The sequence below is a fragment of the Streptomyces sp. NPDC039424 genome (genome assembly GCF_055639495.1).
In genome coordinates, this window is record NZ_JBVKAI010000005.1 from 186,185 (window position 1) to 210,175 (window position 23,991).

At 69.6% G+C, this 23,991-nt stretch carries 24 protein-coding genes; 12 read left to right on the forward strand and 12 right to left on the reverse strand.

The features are described from left to right. Positions 1 to 22: 22 nt before the first annotated feature. The 5 genes from ACZ7L0_RS15155 to ACZ7L0_RS15175 all read left to right on the forward strand — a co-directional run bounded on the left by ACZ7L0_RS15155 (position 23) and on the right by ACZ7L0_RS15175 (position 3,794). The gene (locus ACZ7L0_RS15155; RefSeq protein WP_471242900.1) at positions 23 to 400 is read left to right on the forward strand and encodes a phage holin family protein; all 378 of its coding nucleotides are present in this window, start codon (positions 23 to 25) and stop codon (positions 398 to 400) included. 7 nt (positions 401 to 407) lie between these two features. Continuing rightward, positions 408 to 899: a low molecular weight protein-tyrosine-phosphatase gene (locus ACZ7L0_RS15160; protein WP_471242901.1), complete on the forward strand. Its 492-nt coding sequence runs from the start codon at positions 408 to 410 to the stop codon at positions 897 to 899. Beyond that, on the forward strand, positions 896 to 2,092 hold the full coding sequence (locus tag ACZ7L0_RS15165) for a cystathionine gamma-lyase (protein WP_471242902.1): 1,197 nt from the start codon (positions 896 to 898) through the stop codon (positions 2,090 to 2,092). Before ACZ7L0_RS15160 ends, ACZ7L0_RS15165 begins: the two co-directional genes overlap by 4 nt. A gap of 227 nt (positions 2,093 to 2,319) precedes the next feature. Next, positions 2,320 to 3,225: a LysR family transcriptional regulator gene (locus tag ACZ7L0_RS15170; protein WP_471242903.1), complete on the forward strand. Its 906-nt coding sequence runs from the start codon at positions 2,320 to 2,322 to the stop codon at positions 3,223 to 3,225. An 86-nt stretch (positions 3,226 to 3,311) separates the two neighbouring features. Next, entirely contained in the window at positions 3,312 to 3,794 is a 483-nt protein-coding gene (locus tag ACZ7L0_RS15175; RefSeq protein WP_471242904.1) for an NUDIX domain-containing protein, read from the forward strand. Positions 3,795 to 3,798: 4 nt separating this feature from the next. Here ACZ7L0_RS15175 and ACZ7L0_RS15180 read toward each other — a convergent pair whose 3' ends face one another. Further along, complete coding sequence (locus tag ACZ7L0_RS15180) at positions 3,799 to 5,232, reverse strand: globin domain-containing protein (RefSeq protein ID WP_471242905.1); 1,434 nt, start codon at positions 5,230 to 5,232, stop codon at positions 3,799 to 3,801. Between the two features lie 306 nt (positions 5,233 to 5,538). Continuing rightward, positions 5,539 to 6,171, reverse strand: coding sequence for an HAD family hydrolase (locus tag ACZ7L0_RS15185; protein WP_471242906.1), 633 nt, complete (start codon positions 6,169 to 6,171; stop codon positions 5,539 to 5,541). Between the two features lie 193 nt (positions 6,172 to 6,364). Between ACZ7L0_RS15185 and ACZ7L0_RS15190 the strand changes: the two genes are divergently transcribed. After that, positions 6,365 to 7,231 (forward strand): GNAT family N-acetyltransferase, encoded by an 867-nt coding sequence (locus tag ACZ7L0_RS15190; protein ID WP_471242907.1) that lies wholly within the window; start codon positions 6,365 to 6,367, stop codon positions 7,229 to 7,231. Between the two features lie 24 nt (positions 7,232 to 7,255). Here the strand turns inward: ACZ7L0_RS15190 and ACZ7L0_RS15195 are convergent, their stop codons facing one another. Then, positions 7,256 to 7,675 carry a GlcG/HbpS family heme-binding protein gene (locus ACZ7L0_RS15195; protein WP_471242908.1) on the reverse strand — a complete coding sequence of 140 codons (420 nt, stop codon included), beginning with the start codon at positions 7,673 to 7,675 and terminating at the stop codon, positions 7,256 to 7,258. A gap of 53 nt (positions 7,676 to 7,728) precedes the next feature. Then, on the reverse strand, positions 7,729 to 8,937 hold the full coding sequence (locus tag ACZ7L0_RS15200; protein ID WP_471242909.1) for an MFS transporter: 1,209 nt from the start codon (positions 8,935 to 8,937) through the stop codon (positions 7,729 to 7,731). A 144-nt stretch (positions 8,938 to 9,081) separates the two neighbouring features. On the opposite strand from ACZ7L0_RS15200, the gene ACZ7L0_RS15205 reads away from it, so the two are divergent. Together ACZ7L0_RS15205 and ACZ7L0_RS15210 are read left to right on the forward strand one after the other, a co-directional pair. Continuing rightward, entirely contained in the window at positions 9,082 to 9,540 is a 459-nt protein-coding gene (locus ACZ7L0_RS15205; protein ID WP_471242910.1) for a MarR family winged helix-turn-helix transcriptional regulator, read from the forward strand. 9 nt (positions 9,541 to 9,549) lie between these two features. Then, positions 9,550 to 10,005, forward strand: a complete 456-nt coding sequence (locus ACZ7L0_RS15210) for a GNAT family N-acetyltransferase (RefSeq protein WP_471242911.1) — start codon at positions 9,550 to 9,552, stop codon at positions 10,003 to 10,005. Between the two features lie 52 nt (positions 10,006 to 10,057). Here ACZ7L0_RS15210 and ACZ7L0_RS15215 read toward each other — a convergent pair whose 3' ends face one another. Together ACZ7L0_RS15215 and dnaB are read right to left on the reverse strand one after the other, a co-directional pair. Continuing rightward, on the reverse strand, positions 10,058 to 11,443 hold the full coding sequence (locus ACZ7L0_RS15215; RefSeq protein WP_471242912.1) for a serine hydrolase domain-containing protein: 1,386 nt from the start codon (positions 11,441 to 11,443) through the stop codon (positions 10,058 to 10,060). 68 nt (positions 11,444 to 11,511) lie between these two features. Beyond that, positions 11,512 to 12,987 carry a replicative DNA helicase gene (dnaB, locus tag ACZ7L0_RS15220; RefSeq protein ID WP_471242913.1) on the reverse strand — a complete coding sequence of 492 codons (1,476 nt, stop codon included), beginning with the start codon at positions 12,985 to 12,987 and terminating at the stop codon, positions 11,512 to 11,514. A 459-nt stretch (positions 12,988 to 13,446) separates the two neighbouring features. Here dnaB and ACZ7L0_RS15225 point away from each other — a divergent pair, with 459 nt between their 5' ends. Next, the gene (locus ACZ7L0_RS15225) at positions 13,447 to 14,784 is read left to right on the forward strand and encodes an MATE family efflux transporter (protein ID WP_471242914.1); all 1,338 of its coding nucleotides are present in this window, start codon (positions 13,447 to 13,449) and stop codon (positions 14,782 to 14,784) included. Positions 14,785 to 14,888: 104 nt separating this feature from the next. On the opposite strand, the gene rplI is transcribed toward ACZ7L0_RS15225, so the two are convergent. The 4 genes from rplI to rpsF all read right to left on the reverse strand — a co-directional run bounded on the left by rplI (position 14,889) and on the right by rpsF (position 16,595). Beyond that, the gene (gene rplI, locus ACZ7L0_RS15230; protein WP_471242915.1) at positions 14,889 to 15,335 is read right to left on the reverse strand and encodes a 50S ribosomal protein L9; all 447 of its coding nucleotides are present in this window, start codon (positions 15,333 to 15,335) and stop codon (positions 14,889 to 14,891) included. 18 nt (positions 15,336 to 15,353) lie between these two features. Beyond that, positions 15,354 to 15,590 carry a 30S ribosomal protein S18 gene (rpsR, locus tag ACZ7L0_RS15235; protein ID WP_003949403.1) on the reverse strand — a complete coding sequence of 79 codons (237 nt, stop codon included), beginning with the start codon at positions 15,588 to 15,590 and terminating at the stop codon, positions 15,354 to 15,356. Between the two features lie 57 nt (positions 15,591 to 15,647). Beyond that, positions 15,648 to 16,229 (reverse strand): single-stranded DNA-binding protein, encoded by a 582-nt coding sequence (locus tag ACZ7L0_RS15240; protein ID WP_471242916.1) that lies wholly within the window; start codon positions 16,227 to 16,229, stop codon positions 15,648 to 15,650. Positions 16,230 to 16,304: 75 nt separating this feature from the next. Continuing rightward, positions 16,305 to 16,595, reverse strand: coding sequence for a 30S ribosomal protein S6 (gene rpsF / locus ACZ7L0_RS15245; RefSeq protein ID WP_471242917.1), 291 nt, complete (start codon positions 16,593 to 16,595; stop codon positions 16,305 to 16,307). A 264-nt stretch (positions 16,596 to 16,859) separates the two neighbouring features. Here rpsF and ACZ7L0_RS15250 point away from each other — a divergent pair, with 264 nt between their 5' ends. The 3 genes from ACZ7L0_RS15250 (at position 16,860) to ACZ7L0_RS15260 (ending at position 19,573) form a co-directional block, all read left to right on the forward strand. Next, positions 16,860 to 17,174, forward strand: a complete 315-nt coding sequence (locus tag ACZ7L0_RS15250) for a hypothetical protein (RefSeq protein ID WP_471242918.1) — start codon at positions 16,860 to 16,862, stop codon at positions 17,172 to 17,174. A gap of 178 nt (positions 17,175 to 17,352) precedes the next feature. Next, positions 17,353 to 18,474, forward strand: coding sequence for a peptidoglycan bridge formation glycyltransferase FemX (gene femX, locus ACZ7L0_RS15255; protein ID WP_471242919.1), 1,122 nt, complete (start codon positions 17,353 to 17,355; stop codon positions 18,472 to 18,474). A 67-nt stretch (positions 18,475 to 18,541) separates the two neighbouring features. After that, positions 18,542 to 19,573, forward strand: a complete 1,032-nt coding sequence (locus ACZ7L0_RS15260; protein WP_471242920.1) for an alanine racemase — start codon at positions 18,542 to 18,544, stop codon at positions 19,571 to 19,573. A gap of 92 nt (positions 19,574 to 19,665) precedes the next feature. On the opposite strand, the gene ACZ7L0_RS15265 is transcribed toward ACZ7L0_RS15260, so the two are convergent. Beyond that, positions 19,666 to 21,183, reverse strand: a complete 1,518-nt coding sequence (locus ACZ7L0_RS15265) for a glycosyltransferase family 87 protein (RefSeq protein ID WP_471242921.1) — start codon at positions 21,181 to 21,183, stop codon at positions 19,666 to 19,668. A gap of 128 nt (positions 21,184 to 21,311) precedes the next feature. Beyond that, positions 21,312 to 23,909, reverse strand: coding sequence for a transglycosylase domain-containing protein (locus tag ACZ7L0_RS15270; RefSeq protein ID WP_471242922.1), 2,598 nt, complete (start codon positions 23,907 to 23,909; stop codon positions 21,312 to 21,314). Positions 23,910 to 23,991: the final 82 nt, after the last annotated feature.

Consider the following 23,991-nt stretch of genomic DNA (forward strand, 5'->3'; position numbering starts at 1 on the left):
CTCGTCTGCCACGATCAGACACATGAAGAATTTCGTAGTCAAGACGATCGCCAACGCGGGCGCCCTGGCGGTCGCCGTATGGCTGCTCGACAAGATCACCCTGACCGGTGACAGCACCGGTAAGAAGATCGCCACACTGATCATCGTCGCCCTGGTGTTCGGCCTGGTGAACTGGCTCGTCAAGCCGATCCTGCAGGTACTGACCTTCCCGCTGTTCATCCTCACGCTCGGCCTGTTCACCCTGGTGGTCAACGCGCTGATGCTGCTGCTCACCTCGTGGGTGTGCGACAAGCTCGACCTGAGCTTCCACGTGGAGGGCTTCTGGACCGCCGTACTCGGCGGCCTGATCATCTCGATCGTCTCCTGGGCGCTGCACGTCGTCCTGCCCGACGAGGACTGAGCCCGCCATGACCTACCGCGTCTGCTTCGTCTGCACCGGCAACATCTGCCGCTCCCCGATGGCCGAATCCGTCTTCCGCGCGCGCGTGGCGGAGGCCGGGCTCGGCGACCTCGTCGAGGTCGACAGCGCCGGCACCGGCGGCTGGCACGAGGGCGACGGCGCCGACCCGCGCACCGTCTCCGTCCTGGAGGAGCACGGCTACGACAGCGCCCACACCGCCCGCAAGTTCCAGGCGTCCTGGTTCGACCGCGTCGACCTGCTGATAGCCCTCGACACCGGCCATCTCAAGGCCCTGCGCCGCCTCGCGCCCACGCCGGAGGAGGCGGCGAAGGTGCGGCTGCTGCGTTCCTACGACCCGGCCGCGGGCGACGACCTCGACGTCCCCGACCCGTACTACGGGGGCCTGGACGGCTTCGAGGAGTGCCTTGAGATGGTGGAGGCGGCGAGCACCGGTCTGCTCGCCGCGGTACGCGACGAGGTGGAGGGACGGGCCGCATGAGCGAGTCGGGTGCGGACGGCGGCGGTACGGGCGCGCAGGACGGCACCAGGGGCGCCGAGCACGGCCTCTCCGGCGCCGGTGAGGGCACGCGCGCGGTGCGCGCCGGGCTGCCCGAGCCGGTCAGGCACGAGCCGACCCTGCCCGGCCCGGTGTTCGCCGCCCACTTCCACCTTCCCGGGGACCCCACTGGCCCGTACACCTACGGCCGCGACGAGAACCCGACCTGGACCCTGCTGGAGCGCGCCATCGGCGAGCTGGAGGCCCCGGGGCGGGACGGCGTGGAGACGCTGGTCTTCTCCTCCGGCATGGCGGCCATCTCGGCCGTGCTGTTCTCCCAGCTGCGCGCCGGGGACGCGGTCGTGCTGCCGAGCGACGGCTACCAGGCGCTGCCGCTGGTCCGCGACCAGCTGGAGGCGTACGGCATCGAGGTGCGCACCGCGCCCACCGGCGGCGACGCCCAGCTCGACGTTCTCGACGGCGCGAGGCTGCTGTGGATCGAGTCGCCGTCCAACCCCGGTCTCGACGTGTGCGACATCCGGCGGCTCGTCCGGGCGGCACACGCGCGTGGCACCCTGGTCGCCGTCGACAACACGCTCGCGACACCGCTCGGGCAGCGTCCGCTGGCGCTGGGCGCCGACTTCTCCGTGGCCAGCGGCACCAAGCAGCTCACCGGGCACGGGGACCTCCTGCTCGGATACGTCGCCGGCCGGGACGGCGAGGCGATGGCCGCCGTACGCCGTTGGCGCAAGATCGTCGGGGCGATCGCCGGGCCCATGGAGGCCTGGCTCGCGCACCGCTCCCTGGCCACGCTCCAGCTGCGGGTGGACCGGCAGAACGCCACCGCCCTGACGCTCGCCGAGGTGCTGCGGGAGCGGCCGGAGGTGACCGGGCTGCGGTATCCGGGGCTGTCCGACGACCCCTCGCACAAGATCGCCGCACAGCAGATGCGGCGCCATGGATGTGTCGTCTCCTTCACGCTGCCCACGCGCGCGCGTGCCGACCGCTTCCTGGGCGCGCTGCGGCTGGTGGACGAAGCGACGAGCTTCGGCGGGGTGCGCTCCACGGCCGAACGGCGCGGACGCTGGGGCGGGGACGCGGTGCCGGAGGGCTTCATCCGGTTGTCGGTCGGCGCCGAGGACCCCGAGGACCTGGTGGCGGATGTGCTCCGGGCGCTGGACGAGTCGGCCCACTGACCGCGTGGCGCATGCCGGCCGGGGGTTCGGCTCCGCACGGCGGACGGTCCGAGCCTCCCCCCTCTTGGCTCGGACCGTCCCGGTTCCGCGCGCGAAGAACCGCGCGACCCAGGCTAGTTGACTCTCTGTCAGTGTCCAATCACGCTAGCGACAGAGACCTATCGACTTATTTATAGTTGGTCCCTGCCTGGGGGCCGGGAAGGGGCAGGGAAAGGGGACGGCGTTCCATGGATCTGGCCTTGCTGCGCACCTTCGTGACCGTGCACCGGGCCGGTTCCTTCACCCGCGCCGCAGCGCTCCTCGGCCTCTCCCAGCCGGCCGTCACCTCCCAGATCCGCACCCTGGAGAGACAACTCGGCCGCCCGCTGTTCCTGCGCCAGGCCCGCGGGGTGACGCCCACGACCATCGGCGACGAGCTCGCCCACAAGGCCGCGCCGCATCTGGACGCGCTGGTGGAGATAGCCGAGACCGGGCTCGACGACGAGTCCTCGTCCCGCACCCTGCACCTCGCCGGCCCGCCCGAGTTCACCGCCGAACGCGCGCTCCCCGCCCTCACCGAGCTCACCGGCGACGACGGCCAGGGCTTCGAGCTGCGCGCCTCCTTCGGGACCGCCGAGGAGGCACTGGAAGGGCTCGCCGCCGGACATCATGATCTGGCCATCAGTACCGCCCGTCCGCGCGGTGCTCTGCTCACGGCTACTCCGCTGTGCGACGAGGAGCACGTCCTGATCGCAGCCCCGCGCTGGGCCGAGCGGATCGGCGCGGGAAAGTGCCGCCGCAAGGGCGCGGCAGCCCTGGAGAACCTGCCCGTCGTCGAGGTCCACGAGTCGCTGCCCTTCGTCTCCCGCTACTGGGCCTCCGTCTTCGACTCCCACCCTTCCGCCTCGGGCACCGTCATCGTCCCCGACCTGCGCGCGGTCCTGGCCTGCGCGACCGCGGGGGCCGGGCTGGCGGTGCTGCCCCGCTATCTGTGCGCCACCGCCGTCCAGCGGGGTGAGGTCATCGCACTGCACGACCCCGCCGTGCCCCCGTTGCGGACGTACTTCCTGGTGGTGCGCACCGGCACGCTGGCGATGCCCCATGTGGCGCGGGCGCACGAGTGGCTCCAGCGGGCGGCGGCCGACTGGTGCTGACCGGTGGGTGCCGCTGTCACGAGGTGCGGTCGGACGGTGGCGCTTTGCGATGTTTCACGTGGAACCAACCGGGCCACATTTCTCCCATGACCGTCCGACCCGTGGTCAAGCGCACCGCCCGTGCCGTTCTGCTCGACGGTGACAACCTGATCCTGATCAAGCGCACCAAGCCCGGCGTCGATCCCTACTGGGTCACTCCAGGTGGCGGGGTCGAACCGAGCGACACGACCGTCGTCGACGCCCTGCACCGCGAGGTGCACGAGGAGCTCGGCGCCAAGATCACCGATGTGGTGCCCTGCTTCGTGGACACCGTGGAGCACATCGGGGAGGACGGCGGCGCGACCGGCGTGAAGGTGCAGCACTTCTTCGTCTGCCGGCTGGAGTCCATGGACCCCTCACTCCGCCACGGCCCCGAAGTGGACGAGCCCGCGGGCGAGTACGAGATCGTCCGCGTGCCCTTCACCCGGGTGGGCATCGCCTCCGTGCATCTCGTCCCGCTGTCGCTGCGGCACTATCTGGACGGCAACATCGAGGGCGTACGCGCCATGCACGCCCCCGACCTGGGGTGACGGCTCAGTTCCCGACGACCACGAGCTCCTCGACCGAGTCGTGGCGGATCCGCTCCGACGGGATACCGACGTCCCTGAGCGCGTCGATGCCGCTGCGGATCATTCCGGGCGGGCCCGAGAGATAGGCGTCGTACGCGTTCCAGGGGCCGTACTCGCGTATGGCGTCGGGAAGCTGGAGGTGCGCCAGCTGGTCCACGATCGCGCGGACGGAGAGCCAGGGGTGGCTCTGCTGCAGCCGGAGCATGGTGTCGATGTCGTACAGGTCGTGGTCGGTGCGGGCGCCGTAGAAGACCTCGACCGGACGGCGCTCACCGCGTTCGGCGACGTCCTCGACCAGCGCCTTGATGGGCGCTATACCGGTGCCGCCGCCGAGACAGAGCAGGCCGCTGTCGGTGGTGTGGTCGACGGTCATCGAGCCGGTCGGCGGGCCGAGCCGGATGACGTCGCCGGGGCGGGCGCGGTGCACCAGGGCGTTGGAGACCCAGCCCGCGGGGACGGCCTTCACATGGAAGGTCAGCAGCCCGTCGGAGCGGGGCGCGGAGGCGAAGGAGTAGTGCCGCCAGATACGGGGCCACCAGGGTGTCTCCACGCTGGTGTACTGCCCGGCGAGGAAGGGGTAGGGCTGGTCCGGGCGGACGGTGAGGACCGCGACGTCCGGCGTCCTGAGGTCGTGCGTGACGATCTCCGCGTACCACCAGGCCGGCGCCCGCAGCTCGTCGGCCGCCGCGGCGTCGATCATGACCTGCGAGATCTTCGTGTACGCCCGCACCCAGGCGGCCTCCGCCTCCGCGTCCCAGACGGCGGAGGCGTACTTGCTCAGGGCGCCGATGAGGCACTCGCCGACGGCCGGATAGTGCTCGGCCCTGGTGCCGTACTTGCGGTGGCCGCGGCCGAGGTTCTGCAGGTAGTCGACGAGGACGGGGGTGTTGTCGATGTGCTCGGCCGCGGTGAGCAGTGCCTTGAGCAGCCGGTCCCTCTGGGTGTCCATCGCGGGCGGGAACAGCGACCGCAGGTCGGGGTGGCGCACGAAGAGCAGCGCGTAGAAGTACGAGGTGACCTTGTCGGCGACGGGGGCGACCTCGGCCATGGTCCGGCGGATGAGGAGGGCGTCCGGGGAGGCGTCCTCGGCGTCGGGCGCGGCGCGCTGGCCGGGGAGGTGGGGTTCGAAGTGCGGTCCGGGCGGTGGGGCGGGGGCGGCCTGGGCGGCCGGCGGCGGAGCTGTCGAGGTGGCGGGCGGCGGGGCGGACGGTCCGGTCTCCGGTATGCGCTCCTGGGCCGCCGGGGCTCCGCTCACGGCGGTGGGGAGGTCGTTCGGCGTCACGGGGGCGGTCGTCTCCCGATCACCGTCCTCAGGCACGGCCGACGGGTTGCGCGGCGTGAACCAGCCGCTTCCGCCGGATGTGCCGTTGTCCGCCGACGTGGTGGTCGGAGCGTCCATGGTGTGCCTCGCCTCGAACATCTTTCGGTCGGTCTGCGCACTTCCGGAATCGGAAGGTGCCTGCTTCCCCCGTGGACAGCTGCAGCATCCCGCTCGCGCGGATACCCCGGCCGCATACCCGGAAATGCGGGTCTTCGATCTTTCCGTCTCGTTAGGCTGCATTGGCCCTGCTCCCGGCACGCACGGGAGGTATGCACCTCGCCCCGGGCGTGAACCGGAGTCGACCCTACCGGCCGCCGCCGTGCACACAAGTCCCCCCTCGCTCCCCCACGAATCCGGCCGGGGTGGAACCAGCGATTCCCTCAATTACCGGGCGGGGCCGACCAATTGGTAGGCCTCCCACAGATCCCGGCCCGTGTAGGAGTGTGTCGCGAGACCGGAGAGATGCCCGTCCGCATTGACCGCGACCGATACCGGCACCGCGCTGAACAGGTCTTTGTCCGACATCGAGTCTCCGTAGGCGACACAGTCGGCGCGCGTCACCCCGAACTCCTCACACAACCGGTCCGCGATCCGTACCTTTGCCGCGGAGTTGAGGGCGCCGGCCGGGTCCACGGGCTCGGTGAACGGCACGGCGGGAAAGCGGGACCCGAACGCGGCATGCGCTCCCCAGTCCAGAAGCCGCTCCACGAAGAAGGAGGGCGAGAGCGACACCACCGCGCAATAGTCACCCGTGCTCCGGATCTCCGCCCAGACATCACGGATGCGGGCGAGCCAGGGAGCACCTTCGAAAGCGGCCACCACATGCGACTCGGTGAGCTCCGCCCACAGCGCCCGCACATGGGTCGCGTATTCCGGCGGTCCGATTCGCCCCGCCGCGATCTCCCGGTCGAGCGCCACCGCCTGGGCCTCCAAGCCGAGTTGGCGGGAAATTTCCACGGGTGCGGTGGTGCCGTGCAGCAAAGTGCCGTCGAGATCGAAGAGATGAAGCCTCGCCATGGCGCAGAGGCTAATGGGACAGCCGCGCCGCTTTTCGGCGGCCTGCCGGACGCTCGCCGTTCGCCGATGTTTCACGTGAAACAGCCGGTGTCTGTCCGCGCGCTGTGCAGATGACCACGGCATGGCCAAAAGCACGTGCGTGTGCCCCGAAACAGGTGGACGCCGAGGCCACTGGTCGGACAGCCTGACCTGCGTGCCGACTCCATCCCTCGCCGCTCTGCCCATCCGCCGCCTGACGCTGCGCGATCTCACCGCCTGCGCCGACCTGTCCGAAGACCGGGGGTGGCCACGGGAGGAACACAAGTGGGGCTTCCTCCTCACGGCCGGTCGGGGCTACGGCATCGACGACCCCGCCGGCGGACTGGTCGCCGCGTGCGTCGTCACGGAGTACGGCCCGCAGGACCGCCCCGATCTGGGTGCCATCGGCATGGTCCTGGTGGCCGAGCGGCATGCCCGCCAGGGCGTCGGGCGCCGGCTGATGCGCCACATCGTCTCCGCCATGGGGACCACCCCCCTGACCCTGCACGCGACGCCGTACGGCCGCCCCCTCTACGAGGAGCTGGGCTTCAAGGTCACCGGCCGGGCCGAGATGCTCACGGGGCACTTCACGCCGGGCGGGCCGGAACACCGGGTCACGACGCGTGCGGCCACCGCCGAGGACCTCACCTCGATCCTCCGGCTCGACGAGGAGGTGTTCGGCGCCGACCGCACGCACATCGTCACGCGGCTGCCCGCCTTCGCCGACCAGCTGCGCGTCGCCGAGGAGAACGGCCGGATCATCGGGTACGCGGGGGCCTGGCCCAATATGGACACCCAGGTCGTCGGCCCCCTGATCGCCCGGGACACGGAGACGGCGAAGGCCCTCCTCGCCTCGCTGGCCGCCCACACCGACCGGCCGCTGCGCACCGACATCGACGTACGGCACGAGGCACTGCTGGCGTGGGCGAAGGAGCGCGGGCTGGAGTCCGTCGCCTTCAACTCCGTCATGACGTACGGCGTCACGGATCTGCCCGGGGACTGGACCCGCCGGTTCGCTCCACTGACGGTGGCGGCGGGCTGAGCGACCGGCGTACGGGGAGCGGGATCAGGCGAGCGCCGCCACGGCGGCGAGGGCGAAGCCGTGGTCCTGCTCCGGCGTGCCGCCGCCGACGCCGATCGCACCGATGAGGCGGCCGTCACGGTGGACCGGGATGCCGCCCGCGATGAACAGCAGCGGCCGGTCCAGCGCGGTGGGCAGGGTGTGGAAGGGAGCGCCGGGCTGGACGGCGTCGACGAGATCGGCGGTGGGGGCGTTCAGCTGAAGCGCCGTATAGGCCTTGCGGGTGCTGGTCTCGCCGGAGATCAGCACGGCCCGGTCGTCCCGACGGAAGGCCAGCAGGTGGCCGCCCGCGTCCAGGACGCTGATGCTCACGGCGGCTCCAGCGGCCTCGGCCGCGGCACGGGCCGCGTGTACGAGGGTCTCGGCGTCGGGGGCGGTCAGCGGGGCGGCGGTGGTGGTGGTCATGCGGGGGTTTCTCCTAGCGGTGTCACAGAGGTCGTGCTCGGTGGTGCGGTGGCTCAGTGGTGGACGGTCGTCCGCCGCCCGGTGGGCGTGCCGGACGCCACCACGGTGCCGCGGGCGGTGTCACGGCGCTCGAGGGCCGCGGAGAGCAGGGCCAGGACCAGGGCCGCCGCGGCGAGTACGGCGCCGACCCAGTTGGGCGCGGTGTAACCGAAGCCGGCCGCGATCACCATGCCGCCCAGCCAGGCGGAGAGGGCGTTGCCCAGGTTGAAGGCACCGATGTTCACGGCCGACGCCAGCGTCGGGGCGCCGTGCGCCTGGTCCAGGACCCGCTTCTGCAGGGGCGGGACGGTCGCGAAGCCCAGAGCGCCGATCAGGGCGATGGTCACCGCTGCCGCGATCTTGTTGTGCGCGGTGAGCGTGAAGAGCGCGAGGACGACGGACAGGGCTCCCAGGGAGACGTACAGCATCGGCATCAGCGCGCGGTCGGCGAACCTGCCGCCGACCAGGTTGCCGCCGACCATGCCGAGGCCGAACAGAACCAGCAGCCAGGTGACGGAGCCGTCGGCGAAGCCGGCGACGTGGGTCATCATCGGCGCGATGTAGGTGATGGCCGCGAAGACGCCGCCGAAGCCGAGGACGGTCATCGCCATGGCGAGCAGGACCTGGGCGTTCTTGAAGGCGGCCAGCTCGTGGCGCAGGTGCGTGCCCTGCGGCCTGGGTATCTCGGGGACCAGCTTGGCGATGCCGCCAAGACCGACCACACCGAGGGCCGCGACGACGCCGAAGGTGACGCGCCAGCCGACGTGCTGCCCGACGAGCGTGCCCAGCGGGACGCCGACGACATTGGCGACGGTCAGACCGGTGAACATCATGGCGATGGCACCGGCCTTCTTGTCCGGGGCCACCAGGTCGGCCGCGACCACCGAGCCGATGCCGAAGAAGGCGCCGTGCGCCAGGGACGCGACCACACGTCCGATCAGCATGACCGCGAAGACGGGGGCGACGGCGGACAGCAGGTTTCCGGCGATGAACAGGCCCATCAGCAGCATCAGCATCCGCTTGCGCGAGACCTTGGTGCCGAGCACGGTCATCAGCGGGGCGCCCAGCACCACACCGAGCGCGTAGCCGGTGACCAGGAGGCCCGCGGTGGGGATGGAAACCCCGAAGTCACCCGCGACCTCGGGCAGCAGGCCCATGATCACGAACTCGGTCGTGCCGATTCCGAAGGCCCCGATCGCGAGGGCCAGAAGCGCGAGAGGCATGTGGGGTACACCTTCCCAGACGATTGCAGGAGCGCTTTGCGTGCGTTCACAATAGTTGCAGACGCTGGCTATATGCAAACGCGGTCTATTGCGGCGCTGCTCTATCCTGGGACTCAGCCGCTCCGGGACGGAGGAGAAAGCCTCATGACAGCGACGGACCCCGCGCTCACCGCTCTCGCCCAGGGCTGGTGCGCCCTCTCCCTGCTGCACGGGAGGATCGAGGCGCACATCGAGCGCGCGCTGCAGAACGGGCACGGTTTGAGCGTGCGCGAGTACTCCCTGCTGGACGTGCTCAGCCGGCAGCACGAGGGCGAAGGAGGTCATCTGCAGATGAAGCAGGTCGCCGACGCGGTCGTCCTCAGCCAGAGCGCCACCACCCGGCTGGTCACCCGGCTCGAGGACCGAGGTCTGCTCGAGCGCTACCTGTGCCCCACCGACCGCCGGGGCATCTACACCAACGTCACCGAGGCAGGCCTCAAGCTGCTCGAAGAGGCACGGCCGACCAATGACGCCGCCCTCCGGGACGCCCTCGACACGGCGGCCAGAAACCCCGAACTGGCGCCGCTGGTGCGCGTGGTGGAGTCTCTGAACGTGCCCGCGTAGGGTGCGCCCATGGGAGATCATTTCGAGATACGCGCCGCCGTCGCCGATGACATCCCCGCCGTCGTCGGCATGCTCGCCGACGACCCGCTGGGCGCCCAGCGCGAGTCACCGGACGACCTGGCCCCGTATCTGACCGCGCTGGAGCGGCTCAGCGCCGACCCCAACCAGCGGGTGGTCGTCGCGGCACGCGGGGGCCGTGTCGTCGGCACGCTCCAGCTCACGATCATCCCCGGGCTGTCCAGGCGCGGGGCCACCAGGTCGGTCATCGAGGGTGTCCGCATCCACGCGGACGAGCGCGGCAGCGGTCTGGGCACGCGGCTCATCGAGTGGGCGATCGACGAATCCCGGCGCCTGGGCTGCCAGTTGGTGCAGCTGACGTCCGACAACACGCGGACGGACGCCCACCGCTTCTACGAGCGGCTCGGCTTCACGGCCTCGCACGTGGGCCTCAAGCTCTCGCTCTGAGCACCAGAGGTGGCCTGTTTCACGTGAAACAGGCCGCCAGGGTCGGAGCCGGTTAGCGGATCCCCCGCCAGCCCTCGGGGTCCACACCACCGGGCACAGGAGCCTCCTCGTCGTACGGCTGGCGCGTGAACACGAACGATCCGAGGTCCAGATGGCTGAGGGCTCCGTCCGAGCGCCGTACGGCCCGCAGGAGCTCTCCGGCGTAGTAGCCCTCCAGGCCCGTCCAGGTACCGTCACCATGGGCCCTGAAGCGCGAGCTGCGGCCGTTGCCGGACAGCGGCCCCAGGGATACGAACCCGTCGGCCGTCACCCGCAGGGCGAACGCGTGCGTGCCCCAGTACCACTGCCCGGCCAACTCCAGCACGGACGGGTCGACTTCGGGCAGCGGCCGCCATGGCTCGGGGATCCGCGGCTCGGCTTCGGCGACGATACGGACGAGGTCGGCGCCCACTGCGGACAGCAGCGGGCCCGAGGTGCAGTTGGCCAGCACCACGGCACCGATATCGTCCGCCACGCTGATGGTGAGGTTCGCCAGAAAGCCCGGCAGCGAGCCGGAGTGCCCCACCAGCAGCCTGCCGTCGCGACGCTGGATCTGCAGGCCCAGACCGTAGGTGGCACCGTCCATCACGTCCGCGGCCTCGGCCGGCGCCGCGGGCGTCCGCATCTCCCGCACCGACTCCGCGCTCAGCACCCGGTCGTCCCCCTGGGCCAGGAAGACGGCGAACCGGGCCAAGTCACCGGTGGTGGACCACAGTTGACCGGCGGGTGCCATCCGACCGAGATCCTCCACCGGCTCGGGCAGCAGCGCGTCGGCCCACGGATGAACCGCCCAGCCACCCGCGTGCGGTGCCTGCGGCCGACCACTCGTGCGGTGCAGGCCCAGGGGCTCCAGGACCTCGCGCCGGAGCACCTCCTCCCAGGGAGCGCCGCGCATCTCCTCCACCAGTGCGCCCAGCAGCGTGTAGCCGGGGTTCGAGTAGTGGTGCCGCCTGCCGACCGGATGCAGCAGGGGCTGCGCACCCAGCACATCGCTCAGCTCGGGGCGAAGCGAGCCCGGGGTGCGCTCCCACCAGGGTCCGGGCGACTCCGCCGCCAGCCCGCCCGTGTGCGCGAGCAGTTCGGCGACGGTGGCCTCCCCGGCACCGGTGCCCGGCAGATGCTTCTCCAGCGGGTCGCCGAGATCGAGCACGCCCTCGTCGCGCAGCCGCAGCACCAGAACGGCGGTGAACGTCTTGGTGATCGACCCGATCCTGTACTGGACGTTCTCGTCCGGTCCGTGTCCGTCCACCGAGGTCCGCGACCCGTGCCACACGGCCCGCCCGTCCCGTACCACCGCTGCCACCAGCGAGGGTGCCCGCCCTTCGGCCTGCGCCACGGCGATCCGGTGCAGCAGTGCCCGCCGGGTGGCGGGAAGCAGTTCTTCAGGAGATGTCGTCATGCCCTCAGTCCATCCGGTGGGGCAGCGCCCGTCGAGTTGTTTTCACCGAGGGCGGGACGCCCTCCGCCTCAGGTCTGAGCCATGTCCACGAAGCGCGAGTAGTGGCCCTGGAAGGCGACCGTGATCGTCGCCGTAGGGCCGTTACGGTGCTTGGCGACGATCAGGTCGGCCTCGCCCGCGCGGGGCGACTCCTTCTCGTAGGCGTCCTCGCGGTGCAGCAGGATGACCATGTCGGCGTCCTGCTCGATGGAGCCGGACTCACGCAGGTCGGAGACCATCGGCTTCTTGTCGGTGCGCTGTTCGGGGCCACGGTTGAGCTGGGAGAGCGCGATGACCGGGACTTCCAGCTCCTTGGCGAGCAGCTTGAGGTTACGCGACATGTCCGAGACCTCCTGCTGCCGGTTCTCGGCCCGCTTGGAGCCGCCGGACTGCATCAGCTGGAGGTAGTCGATGACGACCAGCCGGATGTCGTTGCGCTGCTTGAGGCGACGGCACTTGGCGCGGATCTCCATCATCGACAGGTTCGGGGAGTCGTCGATGAAGAGCGGGGCGGCCGAGACGTCCGGCATACGGCGGGCCAGCCGGGTCCAGTCCTCGTCGGTCATCGTGCCGGAGCGCATGTGGTGCAGGGCGACGCGGGCCTCGGCGGACAGCAGACGCATCGCGATCTCGTTGCGGCCCATCTCGAGCGAGAAGATCACGCTCGGCAGGTTGTGCTTGATGGAGGCGGCCCGCGCGAAGTCCAGGGCCAGCGTCGACTTACCCATGGCGGGACGCGCCGCGATGACGATCATCTGGCCCGGGTGCAGGCCGTTCGTCAGCGAGTCGAAGTCGGTGAACCCGGTGGGTACGCCCGTCATCTCGCCGCTGCGCGAGCCGATCGCCTCGATCTCGTCGAGGGCGCCCTCCATGATGTCGCCGAGCGGGAGGTAGTCCTCGCTGGTGCGCTGCTCGGTGACGGCGTAGATCTCGGCCTGGGCGCGGTTGACGATCTCGTCGACGTCGTCGTCGGCCGCGTATCCCATCTGCGTGATGCGTGTGCCGGCCTCGACCAGGCGGCGCAGCACCGCGCGCTCGTGGACGATCTCGGCGTAGTACTCGGCGTTGGCGGCCGTCGGCACCGTCTGGACGAGGGTGTGCAGATACGCCGCTCCGCCGATCTTGTTGATCTCACCGCGCTTGGTGAGTTCGGCGGCGATGGTGATGGGGTCGGCGGGCTCGCCCTTGGCGTAGACGTCGAGGATCGCCTGGTAGATCGTCTCGTGGGCGGGCTTGTAGAAGTCGTGGCCCTTGAGGACCTCGACGACGTCGGCGATGGCGTCCTTGGACAGCAGCATGCCGCCGAGCACGGACTGCTCGGCACCGAGGTCCTGCGGCGGAACGCGCTCGAAGGACGAACCACCGCCCTCCCACCCGCCGCCGTCGCCACCCCGGTCGTGCTGCTCGTCACGGCCCCGGCCGCCGTTGCTCCGACGGGAGGCGGGCAGACGATCACTGGGACCGCTGTCGGCCCACGGATCGTCCAAGGGCTCGGAAATGCTCACCGAGCCACCTCCTCCCGTCCGCACGGCGGACCTCGCCGTGCCCTCATTTCTACGGCACGGCACTGACAACTAAAGAGACCCAACTCCGGTTCCGCCGCGTCGGTTTTGTGAGCTTTCCGAGGCCGGCGAAAGGAGCGGGCGCCGGACAACGGTAGGCCCGTCGGCACCGTCAGCCAATCTGGTTATCCACAGGCCATGTGGACGACGGCCCCGATGCTGTGGAGAACCCGCCGAAACCTGTGCACGACCCGGTGGACAGCCCTGTGAACAAGCCCTCGATTCTTTCACTCGAACCGCTCTGACCTGCACGTTTACCGTCCACTGGCTGTGCAGAAGAAAAACTTCCCCAGTCGGACCAAGATCGCTTCGAACGGTGTGCGGAAGCAACCGGAACAAGACGATCAGTAAGGGGTGCAGGCGGCTTGCATCTCTTACCTGTGGACGATTAGATTAGTGCTCATGCCACAGGCTTCCGTGATCCCCAGGGCCGGCCGGCGACGGCACGACCGCGAGATCGTCGCGCTGGCCGTCCCAGCCTTCGGCGCACTCGTCGCCGAGCCGCTGTTCGTCATGGCCGACAGCGCGATCGTCGGTCATCTCGGCACCGCCCAGCTCGCCGGCCTCGGGGTGGCGTCCGCCCTCCTCACCACCGCCGTGAGCGTCTTCGTCTTCCTCGCCTACGCCACCACGGCAGCCGTCGCCCGCCGCGTCGGAGCCGGCGACCTCGGAGCCGCCATCCGCCAGGGCATGGACGGTATCTGGCTGGCGCTGCTGCTCGGCGCCGCCGTCATCGCCCTCGTCCTGCCCACGGCACCGGCGTTCGTGGAGCTCTTCGGTGCCTCGGACACGGCAGCCCCGTACGCGATCACCTATCTGCGGATCTCGGCACTCGGCATTCCCTCCATGCTCGTCGTACTCGCCGCGACCGGTGTGCTGCGCGGACTGCAGAACACCAGGACCCCCCTCTACGTCGCCGTCGGAGGCTTCGTCGCCAACGGTGCCCTCAACGCAGGTCTCGTCTACGGCGCCGGCCTCGGCATCGCGGGCTCCGCCTGGGGAACCGTCATCGCCCAGTGCGGCATGGCCGCGGTCTATCTCACGGTGGTCGTTCGCGGAGCTCACCGGCACGGCGCCTCGCTGCGCCCCGACGCCGCCGGGATCAGGGCCTCCGCCCAAGCCGGCGTGCCGCTTCTGGTACGGACGCTGTCACTGCGCGCGATCCTGATGATCGCCACGGCTGTCGCGGCCCGCCTCGGAGACGCCGACATGGCAGCGCACCAGATCATCCTCTCCCTGTGGAGCCTGCTCGCCTTCGCTCTCGACGCCATCGCCATCGCCGGGCAGGCCATCATCGGGCGCTACCTCGGTGCCGACGACCCCCAGGGCGCCCGGGACGCCTGCCGCCGCATGGTGGAGTGGGGCATCGCAGCCGGTGCCGTACTCGCCCTGCTGGTGGTGATCAGCAGACCGCTCTTCCTGCCGCTGTTCACCAGTGACGGTGTCGTCAAGGACACCGCACTGCCGGCCCTGTTCGTGGTGGCGCTCTGCCAGCCGGTCTGCGGAGTGGTCTTCGTCCTGGACGGAGTCCTGATGGGAGCGGGCGACGGACCGTACCTCGCCTGGGCGATGGTGCTCACTCTGGCGGTCTTCACTCCCGTGGCGCTGCTCGTCCCCGCCCTCGGCGGCGGCCTCACCGCACTCTGGGGAGCGATGACGCTGATGATGACGGTACGCATGCTGACGCTCTGGAGGCGCGCCCGCTCCGGCCGGTGGATCGTGACCGGCGCGACGCTCTGACCGTTTCACGTGAAACCGACGTTTCACGTGAAACACAACGAAGAAGGGGCCGCACCCGTTGGGGTGCGGCCCCTTCTCTCAGCTGTTCAAGCCGAGCGCAGCGATCAGGCCGCGACGACCTCGATGTTGACCTTGGCGGCAACCTCGGGGTGCAGACGCACGGACGTCTCGTGGGCGCCCAGGGTCTTGATCGGAGCGGACAGCTCGATGCGGCGCTTGTCGACCTCGGGGCCACCGGAAGCCTTGATCGCGGACGCGATGTCGGCCGGGGTGACGGAACCGAAGAGACGACCGGCGTCGCCGGAGCGGACGGCCAGACGGACCCTGACGCCCTCGAGCTGGGCCTTCACAGCGTTGGCCTGCTCGATGGTCTGGATCTCGTGGATCTTGCGAGCGCGACGGATCTGCGCGACGTCCTTCTCGCCACCCTTGGTCCAGCGGATAGCGAACTTCCGCGGGATCAGGTAGTTGCGAGCGTAACCGTCCTTGACGTCGACGACGTCGCCCGCGGCACCGAGGCCGGAGACCTCGTGGGTGAGGATGATCTTCATTTGTCGGTCACCCTTCCCTTATCGCGCGGTGGAGGTGTAGGGCAGCAGCGCCATCTCACGGCTGTTCTTCACGGCCGTGGCGACGTCACGCTGGTGCTGCGTGCAGTTGCCGGTCACGCGGCGGGCACGGATCTTGCCGCGGTCGGAAATGAACTTCCGCAGCATGTTCGTGTCCTTGTAGTCCACGTACGTGACCTTGTCCTTGCAGAAAGCGCAGACCTTCTTCTTCGGCTTGCGCACAGGCGGCTTCGCCATGGTGATTCTCCTGTGTGATCAAGAAGTGTGGGTACGGCCCACCCTTGGCCCGAAGGCCTAGAAGGGGGGCTCGTCCGAGTAGCCGCCGCCGCTGCCGCCGGAGCCACCGCCCCAGCCACCGCCGCCGCCCTGCTGGCCACCGGCGGGAGCGCCGGTCGCCCACGGGTCGTCGGCGGGAGCGCCGCCGCCCTGCTGGCCGCCACCGGGGCCGCCGCCCCAGCCGCCGCCACCCTGGCCGCCGCCGCCGTAACCACCCTGGCCCTGGCCACCGCGGCCGGCGGTCTTGGTGACCTTGGCCGTGGCGCTGCGCAGGCTGGCGCCGACTTCCTCGACGTCCAGTTCGTAGACCGTGCGCTTGACGCCCTCGCGGTCCTCGTAGGACCGCTGCTTCAGCCGGCCCTGCACGATGACGCGCATGCCTCGCTGGAGCGACTCGGCGACGTTCTCCGCCGCCTGACGCCAGACCGAGCAGGTCAGGAAGAGGCTCTCGCCGTCCTTCCACTCGTTCGTCTGGCGGTCGAAGGTGCGGGGGGTGGACGCGACACGGAACTTCGCGACCGCCGCACCGGACGGGGTGAAGCGCAGCTCGGGGTCGTCGACAAGATTGCCGACGACCGTGATGACGGTCTCGCCTGCCATGGGGGAACCTCTCGGCGGGTTTGCTGCTGGCTGCTTGGTGCTACTCGAATCCCGGGATCAGCTGAGCGGGAGAGCTCAGTGGGTCTCGGGACGGAGGACCTTGGTCCGGAGGACCGACTCGTTCAGGTTCATCTGGCGGTCGAGCTCCTTGACGACCGCAGGCTCGGCCTGCAGGTCGATGACCGAGTAGATGCCCTCGGGCTTCTTCTTGATCTCGTACGAGAGACGACGACGGCCCCAGGTGTCGACCTTCTCCACCTTGCCGCCGCCATCACGGACGACGGACATGAAGTTCTCGATCAGCGGGGAGACAGCGCGCTCCTCGAGATCGGGGTCGAGGATGACCATCACTTCGTAGTGACGCATGTGGAACCCACCTCCTTTGGACTCAGCGGCCACGGTCGTTCCGTGGCAGGAGGGTTGTGATGCGTACGCAACGGTATCGGCCGCCACTGACAATCGGGGGCTCCTCGGGGGATCCCCTGCCGTGACGTGGGCAGACACCGGTGCAGACGGTACAGAGTACCCGCACCCGTGCTTCCGGTTGAAATCAGGCCGGGTGGACCGCCAATCTGTACACATCGGGTGTGTACGGCGCTACCGTGCGCCGCCTTCCGCAGGAGGTGCCCCATGGCACAGGCATTGCGACCCAACACCGCCGGATCCCTCTTCGCCACCGACGGCAAGCCCCATCCGCTCCAGGACGCCCTGACGGCGGTGACGCTGGTGCTCGGCCTGACGGCCTTCATCACGTCGTTCTTCAGCGGCCTCCACCTGCTCAGCTCCTGGGCCGGCCTGGTGGGGATCGTCGTCGGCGCGTACGGACAGTGGATCTCGGAGACCACGCGTGAGCGCTTCGGTCTGATCCTGGGTCTCGGTGCCTCGGGCGTCGGTTTCGGGCTCGGCATGGCGCACGGCGGCCTGTTCGGCGGGCTCTTCGGCTGACCCCCGTACGCTGTCCATCCGGCACCTCGACACAACTCCCGGACGTCCCGGCGGCCTACAGGCCGGGGCGAAGGTGCCGTACGCCCAGTCAGGGCGCTCGCGAGGCGCAGTAGGCTTCGGCGCGAGAGCCAGGAGCCCCTGTACCCATGGGGACACACCAGCCCGAGGAGCGCCCCGAATGAGCCTGACCCTGAGGACCATCAGCCGAGAGCAGCATCTGGCATTCATCCAGAGCCTGCCGTCGGCGAGCCACATGCAGGTCCCGGCCTGGGCTGATGTGAAGGCGGAGTGGCGCTCCGAGAACCTCGGCTGGTTCGACGGGCGGACCGGCCAGCTGGTCGGCGTGGGCCTGGTCCTCTACCGCCAGCTGCCCAAGATCAAGCGCTACCTCGCCTACCTTCCCGAGGGCCCGGTCATCAACTGGTTCGCGCCGAATCTGGACGACTGGATCCAGCCGATGCTGGCGCACCTCAAGCAGCAGGGCGCGTTCTCCGTGAAGATGGGCCCCCCGGTGATCATCCGGCGCTGGGAGGCCAACTCCATCAAGCAGGGCATCCAGAACCCGGACGTGAAGCGCCTGCGCGACATCGAGGCCGACTTCATCGAGCCGCGCGCCTTCGAGGTGGCCGACAAGCTGCGCCGGATGGGCTGGCAGCAGGGCGAGGACGGCGGCGCCGGCTTCGGCGACGTACAGCCCCGGTACGTGTACCAGGTGCCCCTCGCCAACCGCTCCCTGGAAGAGGTCCACAAGAACTTCAACCAGCTGTGGCGCCGCAACATCAAGAAGGCCGAGAAGGCGGGCGTCGAGGTCGTCCAGGGCGGTTACCAGGACCTCGAGGAATGGCAGCGGCTGTACGAGATCACGGCCGTGCGCGACCACTTCCGGCCACGCCCGCTGTCGTACTTCCAGCGCATGTGGACGGCCCTCAACACCGAGGACCCCAACCGGATGCGGCTGTACTTCGCCCGGCACAACGGCGTGAACCTGTCGGCGGCGACGATGCTGATCGTCGGCGGGCACGTCTGGTACTCCTACGGCGCCTCCGACAACATCGGCCGCGAGGTCCGGCCCTCGAACGCCATGCAGTGGCGGATGCTCCGCGACGCCTACGCGCTCGGCGCGACCGTCTACGACCTGCGCGGTATCTCCGACTCGCTGGACGAGACCGACCACCTCTTCGGCCTGATCCAGTTCAAGGTGGGCACGGGCGGCCAGGCGGCCGAGTACCTCGGCGAGTGGGACTTCCCGCTGAACAAGCTGCTCCACAAGGCGCTCGACATCTACATGTCGCGCCGCTGACGTCTCTCGCTGTTCGCTTCCACATCTCTGCTACACCGCAGCCACGAGAAAGGGTCCAGGTCCGGCCATGGCGCTCACGCTCTACGTCGACACCGCGCGCTGGCGGGCGCACCACAAGCACGTGCAGGAGCAGTTCCCGGGGCTCGTCCCGGTCTGCAAGGGCAACGGCTACGGCTTCGGGCACGAGCGCCTGGCGGAGGAGGCCACGCGGCTGGGCGCCGACGTCCTCGCCGTCGGCACGACGTACGAGGCCGCGCGCATCAAGGACTGGTTCGGCGGTGACCTGCTGGTGCTGACGCCGTACCGACGGGGCGAGGAGCCCGTCCCGTTGCCCGACCGGGTCATCCGTTCGGTGTCGTCCATCGACGGCGTGTACGGCCTCGTGGGCGCCCGTGTGGTCATCGAGGTGATGTCCTCGATGAAGCGGCACGGCATCAGCGAGCAGGACCTGCCGCAGCTCCACTCCGCCATCGAGAACGTCCGGCTGGAGGGCTTCGCCATCCACCTGCCGCTGGACCGCACCGACGGCTCGGACGCCGTCGAGGAGGTCATCGGCTGGATGGACCGGCTGCGCGCGGCCCGGCTGCCGCTGCACACGATGTTCGTCAGCCACCTCAAGGCCGAGGACCTCGCCCGGCTCCAGCAGCAGTTCCCGCAGACCCGCTTCCGCGCCCGGATCGGCACGCGGCTGTGGCTGGGGGACCACGATGCCACCGAGTACCGCGGAGCGGTCCTGGACGTCACGCGCGTCGCCAAGGGTGACCGTTTCGGCTACCGCCAGCAGAAGGCGGCCTCGGACGGCTTCCTGGTGGTCGTGGCGGGCGGTACGTCGCACGGGGTGGGCCTGGAGGCCCCGAAGGCCCTGCACGGCGTCATGCCGCGTGCCAAGGGCGTCGCACGGGCCGGTCTCGCCACGGTGAACCGGAACCTCTCCCCGTTCGTCTGGGGCGGCAAGCAGCGCTGGTTCGCGGAGCCGCCGCACATGCAGGTGTCGATCCTGTTCGTTCCGTCGGACGCGCCCGAGCCGAAGGTGGGCGAGGAGCTGGTGGCCCATCTGCGGCACACCACCACCCAGTTCGACCGGATCGTCGACCGCTGACCAGCCCCCCGGCAGCCGAAAGGCCGTACACGGGGTCCTCCCGGACCCGTCCGTGTACGGCCTTTCGCGCGCCTGGCCCACGCCCTGTTCGCTCAGAGCGAACTGCCTCCAGGAGGTAGCTGCTCCCGGTTGCCCCACTCCACCTGGGCGCCGTACGGCCCGTCGAGGTGCGCGGCGTGCCGCGGCGGGTGGGCCGCCGGACCGAGCACGAACGCGTCCTCCGCACCGTCGAGCACCCCGCCCGAGGGGTCGTCGTCGCCGGAGCGGCGCACCACGTCCCGCTCCGGCATGAGGATGTCCCGCACCACGATGGCGCACAGGTACAGGGTGCCCAGCAGGTGAAGCGCGATCGCCCACTGGTAGCCGTGCGTCGGCAGGCCCTTGTGAGCGTCCCCGCTGGTCGTGTACGCGAGGTACATCCAGATGCCCAGGAAGTACGCGACCTCGCACGCCTGCCAGATCAAGAAGTCCCGCCACTTCGGCCGGGCGAGCACGGCCAGGGGGACGAGCCACAGGACGTACTGCGGTGAGTAGACCTTGTTGGTGAGGATGAAGGCCGCCACCATCAGGAAGGCGAGCTGCGCGAAGCGCGGCCGGCGCGGGGCCGTGAAGGTGAGCACCGCGATACCCAGGAACGACAGCACCACCAGCAGCGTGGCGAAGAAGTTGACCGTGTCGGTGCTGGGCGGGTTGCTCGAGTTCTGGGCCCAGATCAGCCAGAAGGAGCCGAAGTCGACGCCCCGGTCGTGGCTGAAGGTGTAGAACTTCGACCAGCCGTCGAAGGCGAAGTACATCACCGGCAGGTTCACGGCGAGCCAGGCCACCACCGCGCCGCCCACCGCAGTGAAGTACGCCCGCCACCTGCCCGCGCGCCAGCACAGGACGAACAGCGGGCCGAGGAGGAAGACGGGATACAGCTTCGCGGCCGTGGCGAGCCCCAGGAGGATACCGAAGGCGACGGAGCGTCCCCGCGCCCACATCAGCATCGCCGCGGCCGTCAGGGCCACCGCCAGCAGGTCCCAGTTGATGGTGGCGGTCAGCGCGAACGCGGGCGCCAGGGCGACCAGCAGGCCGTCCCAGGGGCGCCGGGCGTGGGTGCGGGCGACGCAGACGGCGATGACGGCGGCGCACGCCATCAGCATCCCGGCGTTGACGAACCAGTACCACTGCTCCTGGTGCTGGATGCTGCCGCTGCTGGGCGTGAGCCATGCGGCCACCTCCATGAACACACCGGTCAGCACCGGGTATTCGAGGTACTGCATATCGCCCTGGAGCTTGTCGAAGTACGGCACCAGTCCGTCGGCGAAGCCACGCCCCTGGTAGAGGTGCGGGATGTCCGAGTAGCACGCGTGCGTGTACTGCGAACTGGCGCCGAAGAACCAGGCGCCGTTGTAGCAGGGGGCCTTCTGGACCAGGCCGAGGGCGAACATGCCGATCGCCACGAGCGCCACGACCCGTACGGGAGTCCACCAGGACGTCCCGAGCAGGGCGCGCCGCCCTAGGGGGCCGCCGATCAGCTCACTGCCGGCCGCGGCGACCTCGTCCTCCTTGGTCGGCCGCACCGGCTCGGACTCGTGCACGCTCGCGGGCGTCGTCTCTGCGCTGGGCATGGGGCACATCCTGCCGTACCAGCCTAGGAATACGCCGAGGGCCGCCGCACCTGGTGGTGCGGCGGCCCGTGTTTCACGTGAAACACCCTTGGCGGGCGAAATGACCGCCAACCGGTCGGAGCTCCGGTCTAGCCGGTCTGCCCGGCGAAGATGCCTCCATTGCCGTTGCCTCTGGTGTTGCCGTTTCCGGTGGTTTCCGTGGCTGTCGGCGAGGAGGTCACGCCTCCGTCCGTGTTGCCCCCGTCGGTGCCGCCGGTGTCGGAGCAGTTGCCCCAGCCGAACTGGCAGGACTCGGTCGGCGTGGGCGACGCGGTGGTCGGCGTCTCGCTGGGCGTGGGGCTCGGGGACTGGGTCGGGGTCTCGCTCGGCGGCGTGATGCTGACCGACGGCGTCGGCGACGGAACACCCGCCTCGTCCGCGATCTCACCGATCTCCTCCGCCTCCGGGAAGCCCGGGTCGGACTTGCCCTTGAGCGCGGCCTTCATGTACTCGGTCCACACCAAGGTCGGGATGTCACCACCGTGGATGGAGTCCGCTCCCGCCGTGCCGTTCATGGACAGCAGCTTGTGGTCCTTGGGGTTCTCCCGGAACATCGCGACCGACGTCGACAACTGCTGGGTGTAGCCGACGAACCAGGCCGACTTGTTGCTGTCGGTGGTACCGGTCTTGCCGGCCGCCGTACGGCCCAGGGCCTTGGCGTTCTGACCGGTACCGTTCTGGATGACGTTCTCCAGCGTGTCCGTGATGTTGTGCGCCACGTTCGGGTCCATGGCCGTGCTGATCTTCGGCTTCGTGAAGCCGGGCAGCTCCTGCCCGTCCTTCTTGACCCCGGTCACCGAGTACGGGTCCACGTGCTTGCCGGAGGCGGCGAAGGTCGCGTAGGCGTCGGCCATGCGGATCGCGCTGGGGGTCGACGTACCAATGGCGAACGACGGATTGAGATCCTGCGCCATGGTGTCGCTCAGGATGCCGGACGCCTTGGCGACATCGCGCACGTGCGTCATCCCCACATCCACACCGAGCTGAACGAACGGCGTGTTGATGGACTGCTCCATCGCCTTGCGCAGGGAGATGTAGCCCCAGGGGTGGTCACTCTCGTTGTTCTGGAAGAAGTACGAGTTGTCCTTGTTCAGGTAGTACGAGCCGTCCGGCTTTTTCACCTTGAGGTGGTCATTGCCGTTGTACTTGCTCAGCGGCGAGACGCCCACGCCGTCGGTCTTGTACGTGCCGTACTCCATGGCCGCTGCCAGCACGAACGGCTTCCACGTCGAACCGACAGGGACACCCTGGGTGTCGGCGTTGTTGGTGAAGTGCTCGTTCTCGTAACCGGCACCGCCGTAGAGCGCCACGATCGCGCCGTCCTTGGGCACCACCGAGGCCGCGCCGAACTGGACGTACTTGTCGAGCTTCCGCGTCTTCGGGTCGAGGCGCTGCTTCTCGATCTTCTTCACGGACGCGCTCAGGGCGTTGACCTTGTCCTTGTCGAAGGTCGTGTAGATCTGGTAGCCGCCCTTGTCGAACTGCGCCTCCGTGATGTCGGAGTGCGCCAGGACGTACTTCTTCGCCGTGTCGGCCAGGTAGCTGATCTGGCCGGTCATGCCCTTGGTCGCCTTGCGGCCCTGGGGCTTGGGGTACTCCTTGACCGCCTCCTGGTAGTCGGCATCGCTGAGGTGCTTGTCCTTGTGCATCTCACCGAGGATCCAGCGCCAGCGGTACTCGGAGCGTTTGGTGTTGGCCTCCTGCGACGCCGCCTTGTCGAGGTCCGGGTTGCCCGCCGGGTCGTAGTACGTCGGTCCCTTGAGCAGCGCCGCGAGGAAGGCGCACTGGCTCGGCGTGAGCTTGACCGCGTCCTTGCCGTAGTACGTCTGGGCGGCGGCCTGGATGCCGTAGGCGCCGCGGCCGTAGTACGAGGTGTTCAGGTAGCCCTGGAGGATCTGCTTCTTCTTGAACTTCGTCCCCACCTTGACGGAGATGAGCATCTCCCTGAACTTCCGGGAGACCGTCTGCTCCTGGCTGAGATACGTGTTCTTGACGAACTGCTGGGTGATCGTCGAACCACCCTGCGTATCACCACCCCGCGCCATGTTGGCCAGGGCCCGGGCGATACCCATGGGGTCCACGCCGGAGTCCGAGTAGAAGCTCTTGTTCTCGGCCGAGATCACCGCCCACTGCATGGCCTCGGGGATCTGGTCGATGGTGACGTTCTGCCGGTTGACCCCCGTACCGGTGGCCACCATCTGCTTGCCGTTGGACCAGTAGTAGACGTTGTTCTGCGACTGGGCCGCGATGTTCTCGCTCGGGACGCCCACCATGAAGTAGCCGACGCCGAACAGGGCGACCAGGCTGCCGACGAAGCCGATGAACAGCCCGGAGACGAGCTTCCAGGAGGGCGTCCAGCGGCGCCAGCCCCACTTGCCCGCTCGGGGGTAGTCGATGAACCGCTTCTTGGGAGGTGGTCCGCTCGCCCGGCCCCGCCCGGGACCGGCCGCCCCCGCGGCGTCCGGGGTTCTGCGGCGGCCGCCCTGGCTTCTCTGCGCCGCCCGGCGGGCCTCGGCGCGGCTCCCGTACTGGCGGTCATCACCTCCCGGCCCATAGGCGTCGGAAGGAGACCCGGTGGCGCCACGCGGAGCCGCACGGCGGCCGGAGGACGAGCCGGACTGGCCGCGTCGGGCCGCGGCACGTCCGCCCTCCTGCGGCTGCGGCTGTTTGCGACGGTGCTCGCTCATCGAACGATTACTCCTCGGGCAGGCGCACCCGTGCGCGCCTGGAAACGGCGGCTGGTTTCCGGTCCCCCCGAAGTACGGATGC